This window comes from Streptomyces sp. NBC_00989, assembly GCF_045162655.1.
Classification (GTDB): domain Bacteria; phylum Actinomycetota; class Actinomycetes; order Streptomycetales; family Streptomycetaceae; genus Streptomyces.
Map to the genome: position 1 here is coordinate 10584136 of NZ_CP108728.1, position 21575 is coordinate 10605710.

Below are 21575 nucleotides of genomic sequence, written 5' to 3' on the forward strand. Positions count from 1 at the left end.
CACGACAGGGGGTGGGCGCCGACAGAACTGCCGGCGCCCACCCCCCTGTCCCACTGCGAAACGCCGATCAGGTGCGGGGGTTCCCGTAGTAGCCGCCGACCTGCTCGTGGTAGCCGGCGTCACCGGGGTGCTTGTCCTTGTCGAACTCCGGGGAGTTCTTGATCTCTTCCTTCGTACGGCCGACGTGGATCGTGCGCTCCGCGACGTCGATGGACGCGATGGTCCCGACGGGCAGCAGCACGTGCTTGCCGAAGATCCACACACCGGTGTCGACGACGATGTACATGGCCCCGACGTCCTCGGAGTGCTTGTCCACCTTGCCGATCGAGCCGTCGCTCGCCTCGACCTTGAATCCGGTCAGATCCGTACCGGTCTGGTGGCCCGACTCGGCCTGGTAGTCCCACATGTTGTCCGCCATGTAAACCTCACTTTATGGTGGGTGAATTTCGAGATCGGTGATTTATCTCCTACCAGCGGTACCAACGTCCTCGAGTACCGCCGGAACCCGGCGAACGGGCGACAAATCCCAGCAGCCACAGGACGAGAACAACGATTGCGACCCACCAAAGAATTTTGATGGCGAATCCCGCACCGAAAAGCAGCAGTGCCAGGAGAAGAACAAGGATCAGGGGAAACATATGTATCGACCTCCAGGCATCCGAGTGCCCTGCCGGAAATAATCCATGCGCCTGGAGGAAACAAAAAAATGCGGCGGAGAGAGAAGGGCCGGTCGTTCCGGGGGCGCCACCACGGCGTCGGCGCCACCGATGTCACCCTGTCCGGACCGGTCTCGCCGGCGGTCCCGACCAGCGGCATCCCGTCGGCCCGCGAGACCCCCTGCGCGTCGGACACCAGGCCGTGCGTGAGCCCCCGAGGCCGATAACCCGGGGCTGACGGAGTCGATCGCGATCAGCCGCTCCAGGAGGCGTACCGGGAGGTGTACCGGGTCGAGTTCGTCGGGACGAGGGTCATCGCGACTCCTCATCTCCGTGGGGGTTCGCGTCTGCGTGCGGGTTCGCGGCCGTGCCTTCGGTGCTGAGCAGGACGACGGTCGAGGCGGGACCGACGCCCAGGGCTCTACGGCGTACGGCCGCGCCGTCACCGGTCAGGGCGGCGCGGGCACCCGCCAGGGAGGCCGCACCGCAGGGGCCCGAGGAGACACCGGCGGCGGCGAGATCGCGTGCGGGGCCCGCGCTGTCGGCGTCCGTGACCGCGACGGCGGCGTCCAGGCCGTCGCGCAGATACGGCCAGGCCAGGCTGGAGACGGTGCCGCAGTTCAGGCCGGCCATGGTGGTGGCGCCGGTCGGCACGCTGACCGGCTCTCCGCGGCCGAGGCTGGCCAGGACACAGGCGGCGGTGTCGGGTTCGACCGACATCAGGGCGGCCGGAGGCGACTCGGTCCGACTGCTGCGGTAGTGGGCGACGCCGGCCTGCGCGAGCGAACCGACGCCCGCCGGGACGACCACCAGCCCCGGCGCCTCGACACCCACGGCCCTCAACTGCCCGTCTGTCTCGGCGAACAGGGTCGAGTAGCCCTCCACGATCCAGCCGGGAATCCGCTCGTACCCGGGCCAGGCGGTGTCCTGCACGAGCACGGAGCCCTGCCCGCCCGCCGCCGCGTCGGCGGCCCGGCGCACGGCTTCGTCGTAGGCGCCGGGAACCAGGACGACGTCCGCGCCCTCGTCCTCGATCGCGGTCACGGCCGCCGGGTGGACGCCCCGCGGAACGAAGACCTGCGCACGTTGCCCGAACAGCCGCGCCATCCGGGCCACGGCCCGACCGTGGTTGCCGTCGGTGGCGGTGACGAGCCGCACCGGCCCGCCCCCGCGGTCCGCCCGCTGTGCCAGCACCCGGTGAATCGCCCAGGACGCGCCGAGCGCCTTGAACGCGGGCAGGCCCAGACGCGCGGACTCGTCCTTGACGAAGACCCGCCCGACACCGAACTCCGCGGCCAGGACGGGGAGTTCGGTCAGGGCGGTGGGTGAGTATCCGGGCAGCCCGGCATGGAAGTCCCGTACCTCGGCCGGGGGCGGCGCACAGGTCCACGTTCTGGCCGCGGACCGGACGTACCACGGCAGGTGGCGCGGGGCGGGGCTGCCGGAGCGGAACGAAGTCTTGGACACGCGACCAGAATGTGTCCAAGCACATGATTGGTCCAGCGGAGGTTCTCAGGGAATACCCGTCTCGTCCGCGTCGGCGGTGATGACGGGTTCGGGACCGGTGGGCAGGAGCTCAAGCACCAGGGCCACAGCCTCTTCGGCGGTCGCGACCTCGCCGACCACGGTGAAAGGACCGCGTCGGCGAACTCTGAACCGCCCGTTGCGCAGAGGCTCGATGGATCCGGCCTGCGCATTCCAGGGGTAGCTGGTGGAGCTGCTGAAGAGCAGGATGAAGTGGCTGGTGAACGGATACAGCCGCCGGAGCTGTGGTTGAGCGGCGGCAGCCTCCAGCAGCGGAACGATGCCCGGATAGCGGCGTCCGGGCGAGCGGACCTGATGTACTGCGTGCCGCCACTGCCAGCTGAGTCGTAGGGACTGCCAATGGGCCTCGACGACGTCAGCCGGTCCGCGAACGCGTGCCGCAGTCATGTCTGGCAGAACCGGTCTTGGAGGCAGGGGCACCTGTTGATCGGAGGTCTCGCTGCGCGTCTCCACAGTCACAGTGTCGCCCGCTTGAGCGTCTTCACCCGGTCCACGTGTCCCTCTCCTTCTCCTTCGACGACTCCGGAACTCCACGACAGACTCAGACCTCCAGCCACCCCGTGACCACGACCTCCCCGCCGGTCCGCAGCCGCAGGGCGAACGGACCGCCACGAGGTGCGGCACTGGTGAAACGGCCCATGTCGTCTGTCTCGACCTTGGTCGCCCGCGGGCCGCCGAGTACCTCGATCCACGTCTGCTGTGGCGGCATCAGCTGCCCCATCAGGCAGTGCGCGGTCACCTCCACGTCCACGGTCACCTCACCGGCGCAGAAGGTCAGCATGCGCGATACGCCCGTCGTTCCCCTGACCGGGACGGCGTCCACCATGGAGTCGAAGATCAGCTCGGCGACGCGGGCGTCGGGGTCTTGGAACCCGGCCGGGGCAAGTTCGACTTCCGTCGTGGCCGATTTCAGTGCCGTGCGCCTCTTCTCGTGCTCCCGGTCGTGGCGTAACGCCTCGGGTCAGCGTAGCCGCGTCGCGAACCGGTCCTCCGCTTCATCGACGGCCTCAGCGTTCGTGGTGCCCGGCCGGGCCGCGGCCGGTCCACCGAAGTTGAGCCTGGACTTGAGCCAGGGCAGGGACGAACCGAGCGCGTAGAACGCGAGGGGGAGAAGCACTGCGCCCAGAAGCATCGCCTGCCAACTGCTGACTCCGAGGTCGGGCGCGGGCGGGTCCGCCGGTTCCCGGCCCCCGCTGCCGGCCTTGGTCACATGCCCGGCCACCTCGCTCAGCAGGCCGCAGATCAGCGTGATCACGGCAGCCCATACCGCTACGAGATTGAGTTTCAGACAGGCCACCGCCCGGGCGACATGGGTGGCGACGGTGCCCGCGCTCCTGCCCATGTCCTCGGCCGCCTCCTGCTGGGTCCGGCCCATCGCCTTCGTCGCCCACACCGCGATCCGCTGTTGCGGAGGCAGCCCGCTGAGCGCCTGGTGCACCGCGATCCGGTGGGCGACCATGTCGCTGAAGTCCGCAAGTACCGGTTCGCCGGCGGACACGGCCTCGAACCGGTGCGCCGCATCCCACTCGGCCGGCGGGCCGCACCGTCTGGCCTCCGCCTCCACCTCGCGGCGGATCACCGCGTACAGGTAGGCGTGTGGGTTGTCGGGGGTGCGGGGCGCGCGGAGCACTTTGGCGAACGCGTTGTGCACGACGTCCTCGGCCTCAAGTCTTGATGCCGGGATGTTCGCGTCCGACAGCAATCGGCGGGCCTTCCCGGTCATCTCCCCACGGAACTCCGTGTACACGGAGTTCCACGTCTCGACGGACACGGCTCCCTCGTCAGCCATCGTCCCTCCCGCCTTCGCTCACCCTGCGGGAACGCGGCTCCGTTCCGCGCTGCGCGCGGATCACTTCAGCCCGCCCACAGGCCTTGTTCCGGTAGGCCACGCTGTCGATCAGCTTCTTGAGACTCGGAGCAAGAATCACGATCAGGAACAGCACTGCGCTGGCGACCTCCACCGAGCACCTCCTTCAGTCTGCGGCCTCCAGTGCCTCGCCTCGAAGCAAACGGCCGTACATCACTGAAGAGGGGGCGGCAGCCGATTCTCTTGACACGCTCGTCAAGATCTTTCCGCCACGGGCTCAGGGCCCATCCGGGACGAGTCGTGGTCGGCAGGCGGTCGGGCGTGTTGGAACTCGGCTATGGCGCAGGCTTGTTGAGGTCGAGCAGGCCGATGCGGGCCACGTTCTCCCGGTCGTCGTCGTCCTCGCTGGCCGCCGCGGCGAACCAGGCGTCGAGGATCTCCTTGAGCAGGGGCTCGGACGTCAGCCGCAGGCTGAGGGCCAGTACGTTGGCGTCGTTCCAGCGGCGGGCGCCGTCCGCCGTGTACGCGTCCGTGCACAGGGCCGCCCGTACGCCCGGCACCTTGTTCGCGGCGATCGACGCGCCCGTACCGGTCCAGCAGCACACGACCGCCTGCTCCGACGTCCCGGCGGCGACCTCACGGGCCGCCGCCTCCGAGCAGACCGCCCACTGCGGGTCGTCCCCGGGACGCAACGCCCCGTGCGTCACCACCTCGTGGCCCCGGCCGCGCAACTCCGCGACGAGGGAACGCGCCACGGGTTCGTCCATGTCAGAGGAAACAGAGATCCGCATGTCGCGGAGGCTACTCAGCGGTTGAGCTCGGTGCCAGCTTGAAGGGGGCTTGTTGAGCGGCTCCCGTCGGGGCGTCATCAGTGGACGACGTCGAAGACGTTCAGCTGAAGGCCGTTGGCGTACACGGCCTGCTCGACCAGCTTCAGCTTCTGGGCGTCCTTGTCGGTGGCCGGGAACAGGCGCTTGCCGGCGCCGAGCAGCAGCGGGAAGACGAGCAGGTGGTAGCGGTCGACCAGGCCCGCGTCCGCGAGGCCGTGGTTGAGGGCCGCGCTGCCGTGGACGATGATCGGGCCGCCCTCGGTCTCCTTGAGGGCGGCGACCTCGTCGAGGGTGCGGAGGATCGTGGTCTCGCCCCAGTTCGACACGAGCTCGTCGTCGGTGAGGGTGCTGGAGACGACGTACTTCGGCAGGGTCTTGTAATGCGCGAACTCGTCCATGTCCGGCCACACCGGGCTGAACGCCTCGTAGCTGGCCCGGCCCATCAGCATCGCGGCGGACTCCAGCTGCTCCCGCCCCTTGATGTCGAACGACTCGGGCAGGAACTCGACCTCCTTGAAGGTCCATCCGGAGTTGCGGTAGCCGGGTTCGCCGCCGGGGGCCTCCATGACGCCGTCGAGGGAGACGAAGGCGGTGCTGATCAAGGTGCGCATCGTGGGTCCTTGGGTGGTCGGTGCGGGTGTGTGTGCCTGTGCTGGTGGCTCCAGCATCCAACCGACAAAAATAATTGTCAAGGAGGGGGAAGTTGTCGGAGGGGGGTTAAGGGGAGTTGTCGGGTGGGCATGGTCCCGGCCGGCCGGGTAGAGGCCTAGAGGCAATGTCGGGGCAGGGCGCCGGAAGGGAGGTGCGGGGTGGCCGGACTGGCGGTCCCGTTGTGGGACGTGAGCAACGGGCAAGGGCTGCGCCAACTCGCCGAACTGGGGCTGGCGTTGCTGCTGTCGACCCTGATCGGCTGGGAGCGGGCGGCACAGCAGAAGAGCGCCGGGCTGCGCACGCACACGCTGGTCGGGATCGCCAGCGCGCTGATGATGGAGGTCTCCCAGCACGGCTTCACCAACGTCCTCGGCCTGGACAACGTGTCCTTCGACCCGTCCCGCGTGGCGGCCCAGATCGTCTCCGGCATCGGGTTCATCGGCGGCGGCCTGATCTTCGTACGACGGGACGCGGTGCGGGGACTGACGACCGCCGCGACCATCTGGCTCACCTGCGCGGTGGGTATGGCGTGCGGTGGCGGTCTGCCGATCCTCGCGCTGGCCACGACCGCCGTGCACTTTCTCGTCGTACGCGGATATCCGCGGCTCTTCGCGCACATGACGTCCGGCGCCGATCCGGGGGCGTTCGAGGTACGGCTGACCTATCGGACCGGTACGGCGCTGCTGCCGCAGTTGATGGAGACGTGCACGCGGAGGGGGTTTCGTATTCAGGAGGTCAAGGTCGATCGGTTGCCGGAGCGGGCGGATCCGGCGGCGCGGGTGCTGTTGCGGCTGGAAGGGGCGGCGGACGCGGGTCAGTTGACGTCCGAGCTGTTCCAGAACGAGGGAGTGACGGAGGTCGAGCTGACGGCGGCCGGCGATGAGGAGTGACACCGGGTCCTCTGTGGTGGGGCCGGTATCCGGCGTGGTGAGGCGGCGCCAGGTGTGGTGAGGGCGTCCGGTGTGGTGAGGCAGTATCCGGCCTCCGGCCGCGGAGCCTTCGCGAAAACCCGTTGGTGGACCACGGCGACCGCTGCTACTTTCGCGGAGGCCGTGCGAGAGAACGAGGAGGTGGTACCCGTGAACGCTATTTCGACATGGGTGCTCTCCTCTGGAGTCACGGTCGGGCGATAGGTCGTCCGGGAGCGCCGTAAAGCAGGCCTCCCGAAAGGCACGACCATGCACTTCACCTCTGAGCGACGCCTCGAAGACGGCGTCCTCGAACGCGAATTCACCCTCGGCGAGATCCCCGGCACCCTGTGGACGCCGGAATCCGACGCGCCGGCCCCGCTGGTCCTGATGGCCCACAACAACGGCCTGCCCAAGGCGGAACCCCGGCTGGTGGCCCGGGCCCGGCTGTCCGCGGCGTCCGGCTACGCGGTGGCCACCATCGACGCCGACGGGTGCGGTGAGCGGCCCCGTTCCGCCGCCGACGAGCAGGGCCGCGCGGACCTCCGCCGGGCGATCCAGGCGGGTGAGCCCGTCGATGACATCTTCGAGTCCTTCGTCGGCCCGCTGGTCGAAAAGGCGGTCCCGGAATGGCGGACCACCCTCGACGCCCTCCTCGCGCTGCCCGAGATCGGCGGCCCGGTCGGGTACGCGGGGTGGACCGCCCTCGGCATTCGGCTGGCGGTGGCCGAGCCGCGCATCGCGGCCGCCGGTTTCTTCGCCGGGGGTTATGTGCCGCGCGCCCAGCGCGAGGAGGCCCGACAGGTCACCATTCCGCTGCTGTTCCTGTTGCAGTGGGACGACGAGGGGAACCCTCGGCAGCGGGCCCTGGACCTGTTCGACGCGTTCGGCACCAAGGAGAAGACGCTGCACGCCAATCTGGGCGGCCACACCGGCACACCGTCGTTCGAGAGGGAGGACGGGGATCGGTTCTTCGGGCGGCATCTGAAGTGAGGGCGGGCCGTCGGGTCGGCAGCGGCCCCTAGGCGATAGCGGCCGGTCGGGGCGGCGCTCGGCCCGTACCTGGCGGATCGTTGGGCAGGCGAGCGACTCGATCACCAACCCCGGCTCCCGGCTGGGCCGGGGTTGGTGGGCGGCGGGCTCGGTAGTAGGTGCGGATTGAAGATGACCGTTCTGAACTGGTCCTCGTCTACACGCTCGCCCCCTTGATCCCCGCGCCCTGCCGAAGAACTAGAGCCTGTCTGGAGTCGGGATCAGCACGGCCTGCCGGTGGCTGTGGCTGTGGCTGTGGCTGTGGAAGCGTAGGCCGGCCCGTTACTCGTACCGGTACTTCAGCGAGTCCGCCTCCGACTGCTCGATGTCGGCGATCGTCAGCTCCGGCATCCGCAACTGGGCCAGCGTCACCTCGGCGGAGGTCGGCTGGGCGTCCGCCGGCAGCCACTGCTCGGGCTTCCAGGCCGCGCTGCGCAGGAGCGCTTTGGGGCAGTGCGGGTAGACCTCCTCGATCCCCACCACCAGCGCGCTGGCCGGCGGCTTGCCCACGGCGGTCAGCTGCGACAGCAGCTCCGGGTGGGTGGAGATACAGGCTCGGCCGTTCACTCTGAGCGTCGTGGTGCGCCCCGGGATGACGAACAGCAGCCCGGCCCGTCCGGTCGCGATGACGTTCTCCAGGGTGTCCAGACGCTTGTTGCCGGTCGCGTCCGGTATCGCCACCGTCCGCGCGTCCAGGACGGCCACGAATCCGGCGGGACCGCCGCGCGGGGAGACGTCACAGTTGCCCTCGGCGTCCGCGCTGGCGACCAGGACCAGCGATGAGCAGCCGATCAACTGCCGTGTCTGCTCGGTCAGTTCGGTCATCTGTTTGCGCCTGGCCGTGTCGCGCGGGAGTCCGTAGACCTGGCGCAGCACCTCCTGGTCGCGCACGGCGTCGAGACGGAGCGAATCGAAGGCACTGTCGGCAAGGGGTGACGTCATGCCTCCGACCCTAACCAGCCGACCTGGGATTGACCTTGGTCGGTGGGTGCGGAGACATGGCATATAGACGGTCGCGCGAGCTGTCTGGTGCGGTTAGATCCAGCAGGTCCGCATGGCCATGTCCCACCCCGCGCCCTCAGGCGTGCGGCAGTACACCGATCTGGTACAGCTCGTAGTGGGTCGAGGCGTCCAGGTCGTCGTGGTGCGGCGGCCCGGCAGTGAGCAGCCCGACCACCGTCCCGTCCGTGTCTTCCGCGACCACCGTGGCGCGCGTCGGCGTGGCCAGCACCCGTGCCCAGGCGTCGCGCCGTTGCCCCCGTGCACTGGGGTCGGCGAGTTCGTCCTCGGGCATGCCGCCCGCGGTGTAGTACGCGGTCCGGGTCCGGGTGTGCACATCGGCGAGGACATCGGCGTCCTCCGCGGTCGCCGCACGCAGTCGGAAACCTTGGTGCATGCCCGTCTGGACGCCCGTACCTTCCGGACGGTTCCCCATCGTCACCTTGGTCTACGGCCGCTCCGGAAAACGGTCCCCGGCGCATGTCCGGCACCGAGTTGGTCCACGTTCGCATGCCGAGGGGCCTTCGACAGCGGCCGTACATCGACTCCGGCTGCGTTCATCGCCCTGAGCCGGGCGCGGATGTCCCCGAGTTCCGAACCGCCGTACCTCCAAAGGCCGTTGCCCGTTCGGCTCGATGGGGGAGCGGGCCCCGGTCCGTGGTGGTGGACCGGGGCACTCGTCGCGATCGTCAGCTGACGGCCCTGGCGGCGTCCGTGATGAGGTCGGCGACGATCTTGGGGTGGCTGATCATCACGACGTGGGACGAGCGCGGTACTTCGACGATCTTGCGCGCGTTCGCGCGGCTGTACATCCAGCGCTCGCACGCCGGCGGGATCGCCTTGTCCTGGCCGGCGACCAGGCCCCACGAGGGAATCGTCTTCCAGGCCGCCGCCGTGGTCGGGAAGACGAAGGAATCGGCGTCGAACGGCCGCTGCGTGGCCTGTAGCACCCGGAAGTCGGCGGTGGAGATGTCGGCGGCGAAGGCGGCCTGGCCGTCCCTGCTCAGGTACAGATCGGTTCCGGTCGTACCGTCGGCCTTCGTGTACGGGACCGGCACGCTCACCGGCCCGACCTCGCTGCCGGGGAACTTGGTGATGAGTTCGCCCTGCGTCTCGCCCACTTCGGGCACGAACGCCGCGATGTAGACCAACGCCTTGACGTTCGCCTTTCCGGCGGCGGCGTTCGTGATGACCGTTCCGCCCATTGCGTGCGCGACCAGTACGACCGGTCCGCTGATGGAGTCCAGCAGACTCGCGATGTACGGGGCGTCGGTCGGAATACCCCGCAGCGGGTTCGACCCGCAGACGGTGGTGTAGCCCTTGTGCTGCAACTCCCCGATGGTGGCGTTCCAGCAGGACGAATCTGCGTAACCGCCGTGCACCAGGACGATCGTGGGCTTCACCTTCGACTTCTCCTCACCGGTACCGCTTGTGGCCGTCGCTGCGCCGGCCGTTCCTTCCGAACCGGCGACCAGCGCCGCCGACCCGGCCAGCGCCGCGCCGGCGGCCAGTACCCGCCGGCGGGAAACATCGGTACTCATGGGACTCCTCAGGCATGGGGTGGGTGGAACGGGTCCGACGGAGAGCTCACCGCCGAGCTGCTGCGCGAGGGTGGCTGGCGCCAACTGAACAGGTGGCCGTGGGGAGTTCGGTTCGTTCGGCGGGCCCAGCCGCGCACGGGCGGCTTCATCGGTGTGGCATGCCTGTGACCTTATGAGGAGCGCTTTTGCCGTGGCATCGGCAATGTGACCTAGATGCCGGGGCCGGCGGCCCGGCAGTCGCCTTCCGCTCTTGACGTGTGCCCACCCTGTGCGGGCCTGGGACTGTCCCGACCCTTGCTCGACCTATCGAAAATCGATAGATTCCCATCGTGAGTCGATGGAAGGGCGAGTCGTGGGAAAGCTGACAGTGGGTGCGCTGCGCGCCGTGCTCGTGGTGGTGCTCGTCGGCACCGTGTTCGTACAGACGTTGATGCTGTGGGTGTTGATCAGCGGGAACGATCCCGAGGACGGGACGCTCCCGCTGACCGCGCTGCGCGTGATCACGATCCTGGGCACGGTGTCGGTCCAGGTCGCCCTGGTCTGCGTATGGCGGCTGGTGACGATGGTGCGGCGCGGCACCGTGTTCTCCGACGTCGCCTTCCGGTACGTGGACGGTGTGATCGGCGCGATCGTGGCGGCTGCCCTCGTGTGGTTCGCGGTCACGGCCGTCAACGCGCCGGGCCAGCGGGACGATCCCGGCGTGACCCTCATCATGGGCGGGGTCGGCGTGGCCATCCTGGGGGTCGCGCTCATCGTGCTCGTGCTGCGGATGCTGCTCGTCCAGGCCGTCGCGCGCGACGCCGAAGCGGCGCAGATGCAGGCCGAGTTGGACGAGGTGATCTGATGCCGATCGCCGTCGACATCGACGTGATGCTGGCCAAGCGGAAGATGTCCGTGGGCGAACTCGCCGACCGGGTGGGGATCACGCCCGCCAATCTGGCGGTGCTCAAGAACGGGCGCGCCAAGGCGGTTCGCTTCGCGACGCTCGCCGCGCTCTGCGAGGTGCTCGAGTGCCAGCCGGGGGACCTGTTGCGCTGGGAGGCCGAGGTCGAGGCCGAGGCGGAGATCGAGGCTGCGGCGGGCGGATGACGTGCCCATCCAACTCGATCCCGCCCGGCGTGTGGTGGGCTGTGTCGACGGCGACGCGTTGGACCGGGTGGTGGGTTGCTTCGTAGCGACCGGAAGATTCAAGTCCGGTACGACGTCCGATACGACGTCAGGGACGTCACCTTCGTCGAGGACGCCGTCCCTCCCGCCTTGGCGTCGACCTTCGGGTTGTTGCGGAAGCCGAGTGCCTGGACGAAGTCGATGCGGGCGGTGCCCTTGACGTAGGCGCCCCAGCCGCTGGAGGTGCGGGACCCGACCGTGGTGGTCTTGGCCTTGAACTCAGTGTCAGGACGACGGCGCCGGTCAGCGCGCGCCACGTTCCGCGCGCGCGGAGGGCGGAGCGGAGTGGGGAAGGGTGCGGGGCGGGAGAGTGGGGGGACATGGTGTCCGGGGACATGTGCGGCACGCTCACCTCGACGTGCGTCCCCGATGTCATGGGTGACGGCTGCGGATGAGTTTCGCGAGGCTAGCCGTTTTCCCGGCCCGGCAAGGGTGCACCCTTCAGGAAGGCGTTGTAGGCCTCGACGGCTTCCGGCTCGATTTCGGGGTTGGCTGGGCCGTAGCGGGTGTCGGTGCGGTCCCGCTTCGGTCCGGAGACCCAGAAATCCTCGTCGGTCTGCACGTCGTAGAAGTTCGCATCGGACATTCCCCCTGCCCGGCGCAGCGTCCTCCGGTGGAAGTACGCGGTGCTCCAGGTCTTCGAGAAGTCCACCCACCCGATCCACGAGGGCCCGCGCCTGCCTATGCCTCCTCGGGTCCTGGGGGCTACTGGGTTCAGGCAGGGCAGGGCACCGGCAGGCAGTGTCCGGAGCCATGGACGATTGCTCCGCATGTCCCGGCCAGGTGCAGGCCCGTCCTGGAGCTGTGGCTATCTTCACAAATCGTCCGGTTAGGGCCTTTTCGTGGCACCGGTCACGTCACGGAACCGCTGCCTCGTCTACGTTTCGCAGGTCTCTGCCCCCGAATCGTTGAGGCCCCATGCCGTACCGCCCGAACCCCCGACCGACCACGCGGAGCGCGAGCACGCCCGGCCGGAGCGGCAGGCGTACCCGCCTGTCCGCAGCGCTTCTCACCGGATTCGTGACCACCCTCATCACGGCCGGTGTAGTCGGTCCGGCCGCAGCGGCCGGCACCGGGACATCGGTGAGCTCCGGAACCGGAACCACACCGGCGACTGCGCGGAGCGAGGCGCGCGTGACGACCGCCGTGCTGGACCTGGACCACCCCGACCGGCAGCCGCAGGTGCGGGGGAAGGACGTCCCCTACGACACGGCCAGCATCATCAAGGTCGACATCCTCGCCGCGCTGCTTCTCCAGGCGCAGGACGCCGGCCGCGGCCTCACCCAGCAGGAGCGCACCGAGACCGAGGCGATGATCGAGCGCAGCGACAACGACGCGGCGACCGCGCTCTGGCGGCGGATCGGCCTGGCGCCCGGCCTGGAGGCGGTGAACAAGCGACTCGGGCTGTCCTCGACGGTGGGCGGGGCCGGCGGCACGTGGGGACTCACACGCACCACGGCGACCGACCAGATCCGCTTGCTGCGCGCGGTGTTCGCCGACGGTGGGACCTCGTCCGCGAGCGGGTCCGCACTGACCACGACGTCCCGGAACTACATCCGTACGCTGATGACCCGTATCGACGCCGGACAGTCATGGGGCGTCTCGGCGGCCTCCGACTCCGGATGGGCGCTCAAGAACGGCTGGCTGCAACGCAGCACCACCGGCCTGTGGGACATCAACAGCGTCGGACGGGTCACCTCGGGAACGCACCACTACCTCGTCGCGGTCCTCTCCGACGGCAACGCGTCGATGGCGGGCGGCATCGCGACGGTCGAACACGCGGCCCGCACCGCGGTCTCCTCGGCGCGAGCGGCCGGCTGACGCCGGAACACGACAGCACGCCTACCGAGGCGCCGCCGTAGACATCGCCGGCCGTGCGCGCGCCAAGGGTCCAGCGCAACCGGGACATGGGATCCCCGCGAACGTAGGCCTCGACCAGAGTGAGAGGCGCCTTGCGGACGGCCGGGTTCAGTTCCCCGACAGGCGCAGCGACCACCGCTCGGTGACGCGGCCACGCCCTGTGCGGCTCGGTGCGCAGCGGCGAGAACCGCCTCTGCCTGCGGAGCCTCTCCACGACGAGAACGCGCACTACGTCACCGACCCCGCCGCCCCCTGGTCAGGCGCACCGCTCCACTCCCGATACGCCGCCACAGCCGTAGGCAAGGTCGGGAAGATGTGGTCGGTGCCGACCGAGTCCACCAGGCCGTACGCCTCCAGGTCGGCCAGGAGGTCCTGTTTGACCCGGGCGAGGGCGAACACGACGCCCCGGTGGGCGAGTTCGCGGCGGAGTTCGTCGACCGCGTCCAGGGCGGTGATGTCCACCTCCACGTTGGCCTCGGCGTTGAGGACGAACCAGCGGACAGGGACGGCCTGTTGGGCTACAGCGGCCAGCGCGCGGCGGCGGAAGTTCTCCGCGTTGGCGAAGAAGAGGGGTGAGTCGTAGCGGTAGACCAGCAGGCCGGGGATCGTGCGGGCCAGCGGGTAGTCGTCCACGTCGTGCATGCCGGCGACACCGGGAACCAGGCCCTCGACGGCGTCGTGCGGACGGGCCACCCGGGTGAGGAGTTCGGCCACCGACAAGCCTACGGCGACGATCACGCCGTAGAGGATGTCCAGGGCCAGCACTCCGGCCAAACAGCCCAGGGCCAGGAGGAGTTCGCGGCGGCGGAAGGTGGCCAGGCGGTGGAAGCCGGTGAGGTCGATCATGCGGACGGCCGCGTAGACGACGAGGGCGCCGAGTACCGCCGAGGGAGTGCGGGACAGCAGGGGGCTCAGGAAGAGGAGGACCGAGAGGACGACCGCCCCGGCGATGAGCGAGTACGTCTGGCTGCGGGCGCCCGCCGACGAGGCCAGCGCGGTGCGGCTGGCGCTGCTGCTCACCGGGAAGCCGTGGAGGACGCCTGCGCCGAGGTTGGCCGCGCCCAGCGCCAGGAACTCCTGGTCGGCGTCCAGGCCGGGGCCGTCGTCCTCGTCGCCGCCGGTGAAGGCGCGGGCGGTGAGGATGAAGTCGGTGTACGCGACCAGTAGGACACCGAGCGCGGGCAGCACCAGGTGGGGGAGTTCGGTGAGGTCCGGCAGGCCGATCGTGGGAAGCCCCGCCGGGACGTGGCCGATCACCTTGATGCCGTAGCGGTCGTCGAGGTCCAGGGCGGCCACGGCAGCCGTGCCCAGCACCACCGCCAGCAGCGGGCCCGGCACCATCCGGGACAGGCGCGCCACCGCGAACAGGAACGCGAGCGTGACGGCGGCGAACACCAGCGTGGGCACGTGGAGTTGATGCAAGTGCCGTAGGAACGACCAGAGTTGCGGGAAGAAGGCCGAACCTGTCGTCGACACCCCGGTGAGCTTGGGGAGTTGGTCCACGATCATGATCAGGGCCACGCCCGCCAGGTAGCCGATCAGGACCGGGCGGGAGAGGAGGTCGGCGACGAAGCCGAGCCGTACCGCCCATGCGACGAGGCAGAGCAGACCGACCGTGACCGCCAAGGCGGCCGCCAGCGTGGCGTAGCGGCTCGGGTCGCCGGCCGCGAGCGGGCCCACCACGGTCGCCGTCATGAGCGCGGTCGTCGACTCCGGGCCGACCGAGAGCAGCCGGGACGAGCCCAGGACGGCGTACAGGGCGAGCGCGGGGAGGATCGCCCACAGGCCGGCGACCGGTGGGAGGCCGGCGACCCCGGCGTACGCCATCACCTGCGGGACGAGGTACGCGGCGACCGTGACTCCGGCGAGCAGATCGCCGCGCAGCCAGGCGCGCCGGTATCCGGCCAGCGTGGCGATTCCGGGCGTCAGGCGCCGCCACTCCAGGACGCGCCCGCCCGGGCCGCGGGACATGGTGTTCCTCGCCCCGACCGGCTCAGAGGCTCGCCGCGTGGTCCGGGACGAAGGTCTGCAGGTCGCGCGGCGGGCGTTCGTAACCGGTGGACGGCGGGCGGGGCGGGAGTTCGAGGACCGGGGGCGACACCTCGCGGTAGGGGAGGGAGCCGAGGAGGTGGGCGATCATGTTCAGGCGGGCCCGGCGCTTGTCGTCGCTCTCGACGACGTACCACGGGGCCTCGGAGATGTCGGTGTGCACCAGCATCTCGTCCTTGGCGCGGGAGTAGGCCTCCCAGTGGGTGAGGGACTCCAGGTCCATCGGGGACAGTTTCCAGCGGCGCAGCGGATCGTCCAGCCGGCGGCGGAAACGCTCCTCCTGGACGTCGTCGCTCACCGAGAACCAGTACTTGCGCAGCACGATCCCGTCCTCGACCAGCATCCGCTCGAAGATGGGGCACTGGCGGAGGAACAGCTGGTACTCCTCCTTGGTGCAGAAGCCCATCACGTGCTCGACGCCGGCCCGGTTGTACCAGCTGCGGTCGAACAGGACGATCTCACCGGCGGCCGGCAGATGTTCGACGTACCGCTGGAAGTACCACTGGGTGCGCTGCCGGTCGGTCGGCTTCGGCAGTGCGGCGATCCGGGCGACACGCGGGTTGAGGTGCTCGGCGACGCGCTTGATGGTGCCGCCCTTGCCCGCCGCGTCCCGCCCCTCGAAGACCACGACCAGCCGGGTGCCCTCGGCCCGCACCCACTCCTGGAGCTTCACCAACTCGGTCTGCAGACGCAGCAGTTCGGTCTCGTACTTCTCGCGCGGCAGCTTCTTCGCCTTCTTGCCGGCCATGCTGCCTCAACCCCTCGATGACGTGCGCGGTTCCTCGTGTCCAAGGTCGAACACCTGGACAGCACCGTACTGACCGGCGGGGGAGCGCGCACCCCGGATGCCTGCTCTGCCGGGTTTGCGGTGGACGGCAGCGGCAACCCGGACCGTGTGACAGCGATGACCACGCAACAGGAACTCGTCCGGTTCCTGGAGGACCGCTTCGCCTGCGCACAGGCCTGCACCGAGTGTGCGCGGGCCTGTGTGCTGCGCGTCAGCCGCTCGGATCCGGACGCCACCGACCACGAGGCACTCGTACGACGCAAGGCGCTGCTGTGCGCCGAGGTGTGCGACGCGACCTGCCGGATGCTGGCCGAGCAGAACCAGGACGAGTCCGCCCTGCGCCTCCAGGCCAAGTGGTGCCTGCTCGTCTGCCTGGAGTGCGCGCAGGTCTTCGACGCGCAGCCGGGCGCCGAGGCGGACGCGGAGGCGTGCCGGGACTGCGCGCGGGCGTGCACGGAGTTCATGGCCACGCTGAACTGACGCGCGCCTACGGCCTCTTCAGGGGCAGCGCCGCTTCGTCGAGGGGCATTGCCGCCTCGCCATTCCCTATTTCTGGAACACGTTCTACGGTGTGCGCCGTCAGGACGACCGGCCTTGGGGAGCCTGGAGGCGCCGTGCATCTCGAATACACGCCCGAGCAGCAGCGGCTGCGTACCGAACTGCGCGCCTACTTCGCCGAGTTGGTGCCCGACCACGCCTACTCGCGCTACGCCGACCCGGCCGCCCAGAAGCGCTTCTACCGCGAGACCATCCGCCGGCTCGGCACGGACGGCTGGCTCGGCGTCGGCTGGCCCGAGGAGTACGGCGGGCGCGGGCTGTCGCCGATGGAGCAGTTCATCTTCTTCGACGAGGCCGCGCAGGCGGGCGTACCACTGCCGTTGATGGCGCTCAACACGGTCGGCCCGACGATCATGGGGTTCGGCACCGACGAACAGAAGGGGTACTTCCTCCCGAAGATCCTCGCCGGCGAGATCGACTTCGCGATCGGTTACAGCGAGCCCGAGGCCGGCACGGACCTGGCCGCGCTGAAGACGCGCGCCGTACGGGACGGCGACGAGTACGTCGTCAACGGCCAGAAGATCTGGACGACCAACGGCGACACCACCGACTGGGTCTGGCTCGCCGTGCGCACCGACCCGGACGCCCCGCCGCACAAGGGCATCACCATGCTCCTGGTGCCGACCGCCGACCCCGGCTACTCCTGCACGGTGATCAACACCCTCGCCTCGCACGACACCACCGCCAGTTACTACGAGAACATCCGCGTCCCCGTCACCCGACGCGTCGGCGAGGAGAACCAGGGCTGGCGCCTGATCACCAACCAGCTCAACCACGAACGCGTCACCCTCGCCGCCCACGGCACCATGGCGATCCGCGCCCTGCACGACGTCCAGCACTGGGCCATGGAGACCAAACTCGCCGACGGCCGCCGCGTCGTCGACCTCCCCTGGGTCCGCCGCCTCCTCGCCCGCACCCACGTGAGGCTCGACGCGATGAAACTCCTCAACTGGCAGATGGTGAACGCCGTCCAGGAGGGCACCCTCACCCCACAGGACGCCTCCGCCGTCAAGGTCTACGGCTCCGAGGCCCGCCGCGACGCGTACGCCTGGCTCATGGAGATCGTCGCCGCGACCGGCGCCCTGAAGGAGGGCTCGGCGGGTGTCGTCCTGCACGGCGAGCTGGAGCGCGGCTATCGCTCCGCCGTGATCTTCACGTTCGGCGGCGGCAACAACGAGATCCAGCGGGAGATCATCTCGTGGATCGGGTTGGGGATGCCGAGGGTGCGGCGTTAGTCGTGTGTGGCGTGGATTCCTGGTTCGTCCGCGTCGGTGGTGATCACGTCGACGTCGGTCGCCCGTGGGTTCTGCCGGTCGCGGGCCTGGGACAGCGTGGCGGCGTAGCGTTCCGGTAACTCCCTTGCCCGGATTCGGAGTTGCGGCGCGACGTGCGTGGGAGTCGTGACGAGTTCTCGCATGGTTCCGGGGATTCGGTCCTGGGAACGGAAGGGCCGGGAGCCTCACTCGGCGCTCGCGAGCAGAGCGGGCGCCGCTCCATGCGATGGGAGACCGATCAACGATGTTCACTCCGGTACGGAGAAGAGTACGGACGGCCGCGCTCGCGCTCTCGGCCATGGCGGCCCTCGCCTTGGGCGCGACCGCCACAAGTGGCGCGGCAGCGGCCCCCGTTGCCGCGAAACAGGGACCGACCTCGGTGGCGTACGTCGAGGTGAACAACAACAGCATGCTGAACGTCGGCAAGTACGCCCTCGCCAACGGCGGCGGCAACGTCTTCGACGTCGCCGTGATCTTCGCGGCGAACATCAACTACAACACGGGCACGAAGGCGGCGACCCTGTACTTCAACGAGAACGTGCAACGCGTCCTCGACAACGCCGCCACGCAGATACGGCCGTTGCAGCAGAAGGGCATCAAGGTCGTCCTCTCGGTGCTCGGCAACCACCAGGGCGCGGGCTTCGCCAACTTCCCGTCCCAGCAGGCGGCTTCGACGTTCGCGAAACAACTGTCGGACACCGTGACCAAGTACGGCCTCGACGGCATCGACTTCGACGACGAGTACGCCGACTACGGCAACAACGGCACCGGCCAGCCCAACGCCAGCTCGTTCGTGTACCTGGTGTCGGCACTGCGCGCCAACATGCCGGCCAAGATCATCAGCCTCTACAACATCGGCCCGGCCGCTTCGCGCCTGTCCTACGGCGGCGTCGACGTCTCGTCCAAGTTCGACTACGCCTGGAACCCGTACTACGGCTCCTGGCAGGTCCCCGCCATCGCCCTGCCCAAGTCGAAGCTGTCGCCGGCGGCCGTCGCGATCGGCGGAACCTCACAGAGCACGGCCGCCAGCCTCGCCCGCCGCACGGTCAGCGAGGGGTACGGCGTCTATCTGACATACAACCTCGACGGCGCCGATCGCAGCGCCGATGTCTCCGCGTTCACCAGGGAGCTGTACGGCAGTGACGCCCGCTACACGCCGTAGGCCGACCGTGCTCCCCGGCGTCCGGTGCTCCTTCGGGTCCGGCTGCATCCCGTAGGGCCGCGCCTCGGGCAGGCCGCGCTTTCGACAACGATGTCGGAGGCGTGGCCTGCACAGGTACACCGCGGAAGCGGTAAGCCGGGCGGGGCAGAGGCGCGCGAGGCGCTCCGACGGCGCGTGGAGCACCAGCCGTACGTCTCCCTGCCGTCGTACGCCCATCAGTTCTACGGCAGACCGGCCCCCGGGTCCCGACAAACCGACCCCCGCACCCACCACCGTCACCCGGCAACTCCACGCCCCAGGCACCCTGTTGCGCTGTGTCCCCGCACATGTGCGTCGGCACCACCCGTCCAGGCTCATCCTGTGTGCCGTGTCACGGCTCGCCCCGGCTCGCGTCCACCCCCGTACAAAGTCGGGCGATCGCTCGCCATACTGGACGAGCCAGGGGAGGGCGGGACGAACACTGACGGGGGCGATCGCGGGAGATGGGGGACAGCAGACTGATCCAGGGTCGCTACCGCCTGCTTGAGCGGATCGGGCGCGGCGGCATGGGCGAGGTGTGGCGTGCGCGGGACGAGTCGCTGGGGCGGCATGTCGCCGTGAAGTGCCTCAAGCCGCTGAACCCGCACCACGACCAGTCGTTCACCCGGGTCCTGCGTGAGCGGTTCCGGCGTGAGGCCCGGGTGGCCGCCGCGTTGCAGCACCGCGGGGTGACCGTCGTCCACGACTTCGGCGAGTCCGACGGCGTCCTCTACCTGGTGATGGAGCTGCTCGACGGCCGCAATCTCTGCCAGCTCCTGGAGGACAACGAGCAACGGCCGTTGCCCGTCGGCGACGTCGTCGACATCGCCGAGCAGGTCGCCTCCGCCCTCGCCTACTGCCACCAACAGGGCATTGTGCACCGGGACTTGAAGCCAGCGAACATCATGCGGCTGTCCGACGGCACGGTGAAGATCTGCGACTTCGGCATCGCCCGGCTCGGCGCCGACATCGGGTTCACCTCCCGGCTGACCGGCACCGGCATCGCGATGGGCACCCCGCACTACATGTCGCCGGAACAGATCAGCGGTACCGAGGTCGACCAGCGCAGCGACCTCTACTCCTTCGGCTGCGTGCTGTACGAACTCACCACCGGGGCACCGCCGTTCGACCTCGGCGACGCCTGGGCGATCCTCATCGGCCACCGCGACACCCCGCCCCGCCCGCCGCGTGCCGAGCGGGCCGAAGTGCCCGAGTACCTGGAGAAGGTCATCCTCGACCTGCTCGCCAAGCTCCCCGAGCAACGTCCGCACGACGCACGGGAGTTGGGCCGCCGGATCACCATGGGGCGTACGACACCCCTGTACGTACCGACCGTTGTGACCCCGCAGCCCCAACTGCGCCCGTCCGAAGTCGTTTCCGAGCCGGTGTCCGAGCCTGCCTTCCGCGAAGCGCGCCTGCCGTCCTGGACGCGCGGGATGACCACCGGGCACAAGGCGACCGGCGCCGGACTGCGCACCACCCCACCGGACGCCGGAGCCGGACTCACCGGCGAATGGATCGCCCGCCCGACCACAGGCCACGCCGGGGAACCCGCGCCGGAGTCACCGTCCGCACCGCCCACGGAGACCCTCAACGCCCTGGCCGGACGTCACAACGCGGGCCTGAGCCTGGGGAGGCTGGGCCGCTGGGCGGAGGCCGGCGAGGTGCACCGCGCGGTCGCCGCCGAACGCCGGCACCTGCTGGGCCCGGACCACCCCGACACCCTCGCCAGCCGTTACGAACTCGGCTTCACCCTCAGCCGCACCGGCCACGCCGCCGACGCCCTGCACGAGTACACCCACGTCGCCCGCGCCAGGGAACGGGGGTTGGGCGCCGACCACGCCGACACTCTCGCCGCCCGGCAGGAAATGGCCTACGTCCTGGGCCAGTTGGGCCGCCACTTCGACGCACACCAGGTGTACACGTCCGTGCTCGCCGCCCGGGAACGCACGATGGGCCCCGACCATCCGGACACCCTGCGCTGCCGCCACAACCTCGCCTTCAACCTCAGCCGGCTCGGCCGCCTGGAGGACTCGTACCGCATGGCCTGCGAGGTCGCCGCCGCCCGCGCCCGCGTGCTGGGCCCCGGCCACCCCGACACCCTGGTCACGCGATATGAAGTCGCTTACGCGCTCGGCCAGTTGGGCCGCTGGCCCGAGGCGCTTCAGACCTACGGCGAGGTCGCCGAGGCCCGCGCGCGAGCCCTCGGCGCGGACCACGCCGACACCCTCGCCGCACGCTACGAGATCGGCATCAGCCTCGGCCGCCTCGGCCGCAGCGCCGACGCCCTCAAGCTCTACCGCGACCTGATCGACGACCGCACCCGCGTCCACGGCCCCGCCCACCCCGAGACCCTCCGCGCTCGCCACGGCCTCGGCGTCAACCTCGGGCGGCTCGGCCGCTGGGAGGAGGCCCTCGCCGAGTCCCGCGACGTGTGCGCCATCCGCGAGCGCGTCCTGGGCGCCGACCACACCGACACCCTGGTCAGCCGCCGCGAGGTCGCCGTAGGGCTCGGCTGGCTGGGCCGGTGGGCCGACGCCCTGACCGAGTACCGCCGGGTGGCCGCCGCCCGCGAGCGCGTGCTGGGCCCGGACCACCCCGACACCCTCGCCAGCCGCAACGACGAGGCCCACTGTCTGGAACAGCTCGGCCGCAACGCCGAGGCGGTCGAGCTGTACCGCCGGGTGGCGGCGCTGCGGCAGGGGCGGGCGTCCGGCGGTCACTGAGGGCA

Annotated in this window: 25 protein-coding genes and 1 pseudogene; 9 read left to right on the plus strand and 17 right to left on the minus strand. The window is 69.8% G+C overall.

Features of this window, described 5'->3' with window-relative positions:
• Window positions 1-67 precede the first annotated feature (67 nt).
• From OG714_RS47670 to OG714_RS47710, 9 genes and pseudogenes are all read right to left on the minus strand, one after another.
• Window positions 68-418 (minus strand): PRC-barrel domain-containing protein, encoded by a 351-nt coding sequence (locus tag OG714_RS47670; protein WP_406130686.1) that lies wholly within the window; start codon window positions 416-418, stop codon window positions 68-70.
• Window positions 419-467: 49 nt separating this feature from the next.
• Entirely contained in the window at window positions 468-638 is a 171-nt protein-coding gene (locus OG714_RS47675; protein ID WP_384160302.1) for a hydrophobic protein, read from the minus strand.
• Window positions 639-968: 330 nt separating this feature from the next.
• The gene (locus OG714_RS47680) at window positions 969-2123 is read right to left on the minus strand and encodes a diaminopropionate ammonia-lyase (protein ID WP_406130688.1); all 1155 of its coding nucleotides are present in this window, start codon (window positions 2121-2123) and stop codon (window positions 969-971) included.
• A gap of 45 nt (window positions 2124-2168) precedes the next feature.
• Entirely contained in the window at window positions 2169-2654 is a 486-nt protein-coding gene (locus tag OG714_RS47685; RefSeq protein ID WP_406130690.1) for a DUF6193 family natural product biosynthesis protein, read from the minus strand.
• Window positions 2655-2742: 88 nt separating this feature from the next.
• Window positions 2743-3066 (minus strand): annotated as a pseudogene (locus tag OG714_RS47690) (hypothetical protein); the annotation flags it as partial.
• Between the two features lie 96 nt (window positions 3067-3162).
• Entirely contained in the window at window positions 3163-3990 is an 828-nt protein-coding gene (locus OG714_RS47695) for a sigma-70 family RNA polymerase sigma factor (RefSeq protein WP_406130691.1), read from the minus strand.
• A complete protein-coding gene (locus OG714_RS47700; RefSeq protein WP_406130693.1) occupies window positions 3983-4162 on the minus strand; it encodes a hypothetical protein in 180 nt (59 codons plus the stop codon). Before OG714_RS47700 ends, OG714_RS47695 begins: the two co-directional genes overlap by 8 nt.
• 181 nt (window positions 4163-4343) lie before the next feature.
• Entirely contained in the window at window positions 4344-4799 is a 456-nt protein-coding gene (locus OG714_RS47705) for an RpiB/LacA/LacB family sugar-phosphate isomerase (RefSeq protein ID WP_406130695.1), read from the minus strand.
• 77 nt (window positions 4800-4876) lie between these two features.
• Window positions 4877-5449: a dihydrofolate reductase family protein gene (locus OG714_RS47710; RefSeq protein ID WP_406130697.1), complete on the minus strand. Its 573-nt coding sequence runs from the start codon at window positions 5447-5449 to the stop codon at window positions 4877-4879.
• A 198-nt stretch (window positions 5450-5647) separates the two neighbouring features.
• On the opposite strand from OG714_RS47710, the gene OG714_RS47715 reads away from it, so the two are divergent.
• Window positions 5648-6379, plus strand: coding sequence for an MgtC/SapB family protein (locus OG714_RS47715; RefSeq protein WP_406130699.1), 732 nt, complete (start codon window positions 5648-5650; stop codon window positions 6377-6379).
• A gap of 288 nt (window positions 6380-6667) precedes the next feature.
• Window positions 6668-7390 carry a dienelactone hydrolase family protein gene (locus OG714_RS47720; protein WP_406130700.1) on the plus strand — a complete coding sequence of 241 codons (723 nt, stop codon included), beginning with the start codon at window positions 6668-6670 and terminating at the stop codon, window positions 7388-7390.
• Window positions 7391-7711: 321 nt separating this feature from the next.
• Here the strand turns inward: OG714_RS47720 and OG714_RS47725 are convergent, their stop codons facing one another.
• From OG714_RS47725 to OG714_RS47735, 3 genes are all read right to left on the minus strand, one after another.
• Window positions 7712-8371 (minus strand): MSMEG_1061 family FMN-dependent PPOX-type flavoprotein, encoded by a 660-nt coding sequence (locus OG714_RS47725; protein WP_406130702.1) that lies wholly within the window; start codon window positions 8369-8371, stop codon window positions 7712-7714.
• A gap of 136 nt (window positions 8372-8507) precedes the next feature.
• Window positions 8508-8864 (minus strand): hypothetical protein, encoded by a 357-nt coding sequence (locus tag OG714_RS47730; protein ID WP_406130704.1) that lies wholly within the window; start codon window positions 8862-8864, stop codon window positions 8508-8510.
• A 253-nt stretch (window positions 8865-9117) separates the two neighbouring features.
• Window positions 9118-9969, minus strand: coding sequence for an alpha/beta hydrolase (locus OG714_RS47735; protein WP_406130706.1), 852 nt, complete (start codon window positions 9967-9969; stop codon window positions 9118-9120).
• A gap of 352 nt (window positions 9970-10321) precedes the next feature.
• On the opposite strand from OG714_RS47735, the gene OG714_RS47740 reads away from it, so the two are divergent.
• Window positions 10322-10813: a DUF2975 domain-containing protein gene (locus OG714_RS47740; RefSeq protein ID WP_406130707.1), complete on the plus strand. Its 492-nt coding sequence runs from the start codon at window positions 10322-10324 to the stop codon at window positions 10811-10813.
• The gene (locus OG714_RS47745) at window positions 10813-11058 is read left to right on the plus strand and encodes a helix-turn-helix domain-containing protein (RefSeq protein ID WP_406130709.1); all 246 of its coding nucleotides are present in this window, start codon (window positions 10813-10815) and stop codon (window positions 11056-11058) included. The genes OG714_RS47740 and OG714_RS47745 overlap by 1 nt, the downstream gene beginning before the upstream one ends.
• 98 nt (window positions 11059-11156) lie before the next feature.
• On the opposite strand, the gene OG714_RS47750 is transcribed toward OG714_RS47745, so the two are convergent.
• Both OG714_RS47750 and OG714_RS47755 read right to left on the minus strand, forming a co-directional pair.
• Window positions 11157-11393: a hypothetical protein gene (locus tag OG714_RS47750; protein WP_406130711.1), complete on the minus strand. Its 237-nt coding sequence runs from the start codon at window positions 11391-11393 to the stop codon at window positions 11157-11159.
• Between the two features lie 149 nt (window positions 11394-11542).
• A complete protein-coding gene (locus OG714_RS47755; protein WP_406130712.1) occupies window positions 11543-11788 on the minus strand; it encodes a hypothetical protein in 246 nt (81 codons plus the stop codon).
• Between the two features lie 266 nt (window positions 11789-12054).
• Between OG714_RS47755 and OG714_RS47760 the strand changes: the two genes are divergently transcribed.
• Complete coding sequence (locus tag OG714_RS47760; RefSeq protein WP_406130714.1) at window positions 12055-12957, plus strand: serine hydrolase; 903 nt, start codon at window positions 12055-12057, stop codon at window positions 12955-12957.
• 267 nt (window positions 12958-13224) lie between these two features.
• Here OG714_RS47760 and OG714_RS47765 read toward each other — a convergent pair whose 3' ends face one another.
• Together OG714_RS47765 and ppk2 are read right to left on the minus strand one after the other, a co-directional pair.
• Window positions 13225-14967: a SulP family inorganic anion transporter gene (locus OG714_RS47765; RefSeq protein WP_406130716.1), complete on the minus strand. Its 1743-nt coding sequence runs from the start codon at window positions 14965-14967 to the stop codon at window positions 13225-13227.
• Between the two features lie 22 nt (window positions 14968-14989).
• A complete protein-coding gene (ppk2, locus tag OG714_RS47770; RefSeq protein ID WP_406130718.1) occupies window positions 14990-15793 on the minus strand; it encodes a polyphosphate kinase 2 in 804 nt (267 codons plus the stop codon).
• Between the two features lie 156 nt (window positions 15794-15949).
• On the opposite strand from ppk2, the gene OG714_RS47775 reads away from it, so the two are divergent.
• Window positions 15950-16312 (plus strand): ferredoxin, encoded by a 363-nt coding sequence (locus tag OG714_RS47775; protein WP_406130720.1) that lies wholly within the window; start codon window positions 15950-15952, stop codon window positions 16310-16312.
• Between the two features lie 134 nt (window positions 16313-16446).
• The gene (locus OG714_RS47780) at window positions 16447-17625 is read left to right on the plus strand and encodes an acyl-CoA dehydrogenase family protein (RefSeq protein ID WP_406130722.1); all 1179 of its coding nucleotides are present in this window, start codon (window positions 16447-16449) and stop codon (window positions 17623-17625) included.
• On the opposite strand, the gene OG714_RS47785 is transcribed toward OG714_RS47780, so the two are convergent.
• Window positions 17622-17807, minus strand: a complete 186-nt coding sequence (locus tag OG714_RS47785; protein WP_406130724.1) for a hypothetical protein — start codon at window positions 17805-17807, stop codon at window positions 17622-17624. The genes OG714_RS47780 and OG714_RS47785 overlap by 4 nt on opposite strands.
• A 101-nt stretch (window positions 17808-17908) precedes the next feature.
• Between OG714_RS47785 and OG714_RS47790 the strand changes: the two genes are divergently transcribed.
• Both OG714_RS47790 and OG714_RS47795 read left to right on the plus strand, forming a co-directional pair.
• Complete coding sequence (locus tag OG714_RS47790) at window positions 17909-18826, plus strand: endo-beta-N-acetylglucosaminidase H (RefSeq protein ID WP_406130725.1); 918 nt, start codon at window positions 17909-17911, stop codon at window positions 18824-18826.
• Between the two features lie 482 nt (window positions 18827-19308).
• Window positions 19309-21570: a tetratricopeptide repeat protein gene (locus tag OG714_RS47795; protein ID WP_406130727.1), complete on the plus strand. Its 2262-nt coding sequence runs from the start codon at window positions 19309-19311 to the stop codon at window positions 21568-21570.
• Window positions 21571-21575: the final 5 nt, after the last annotated feature.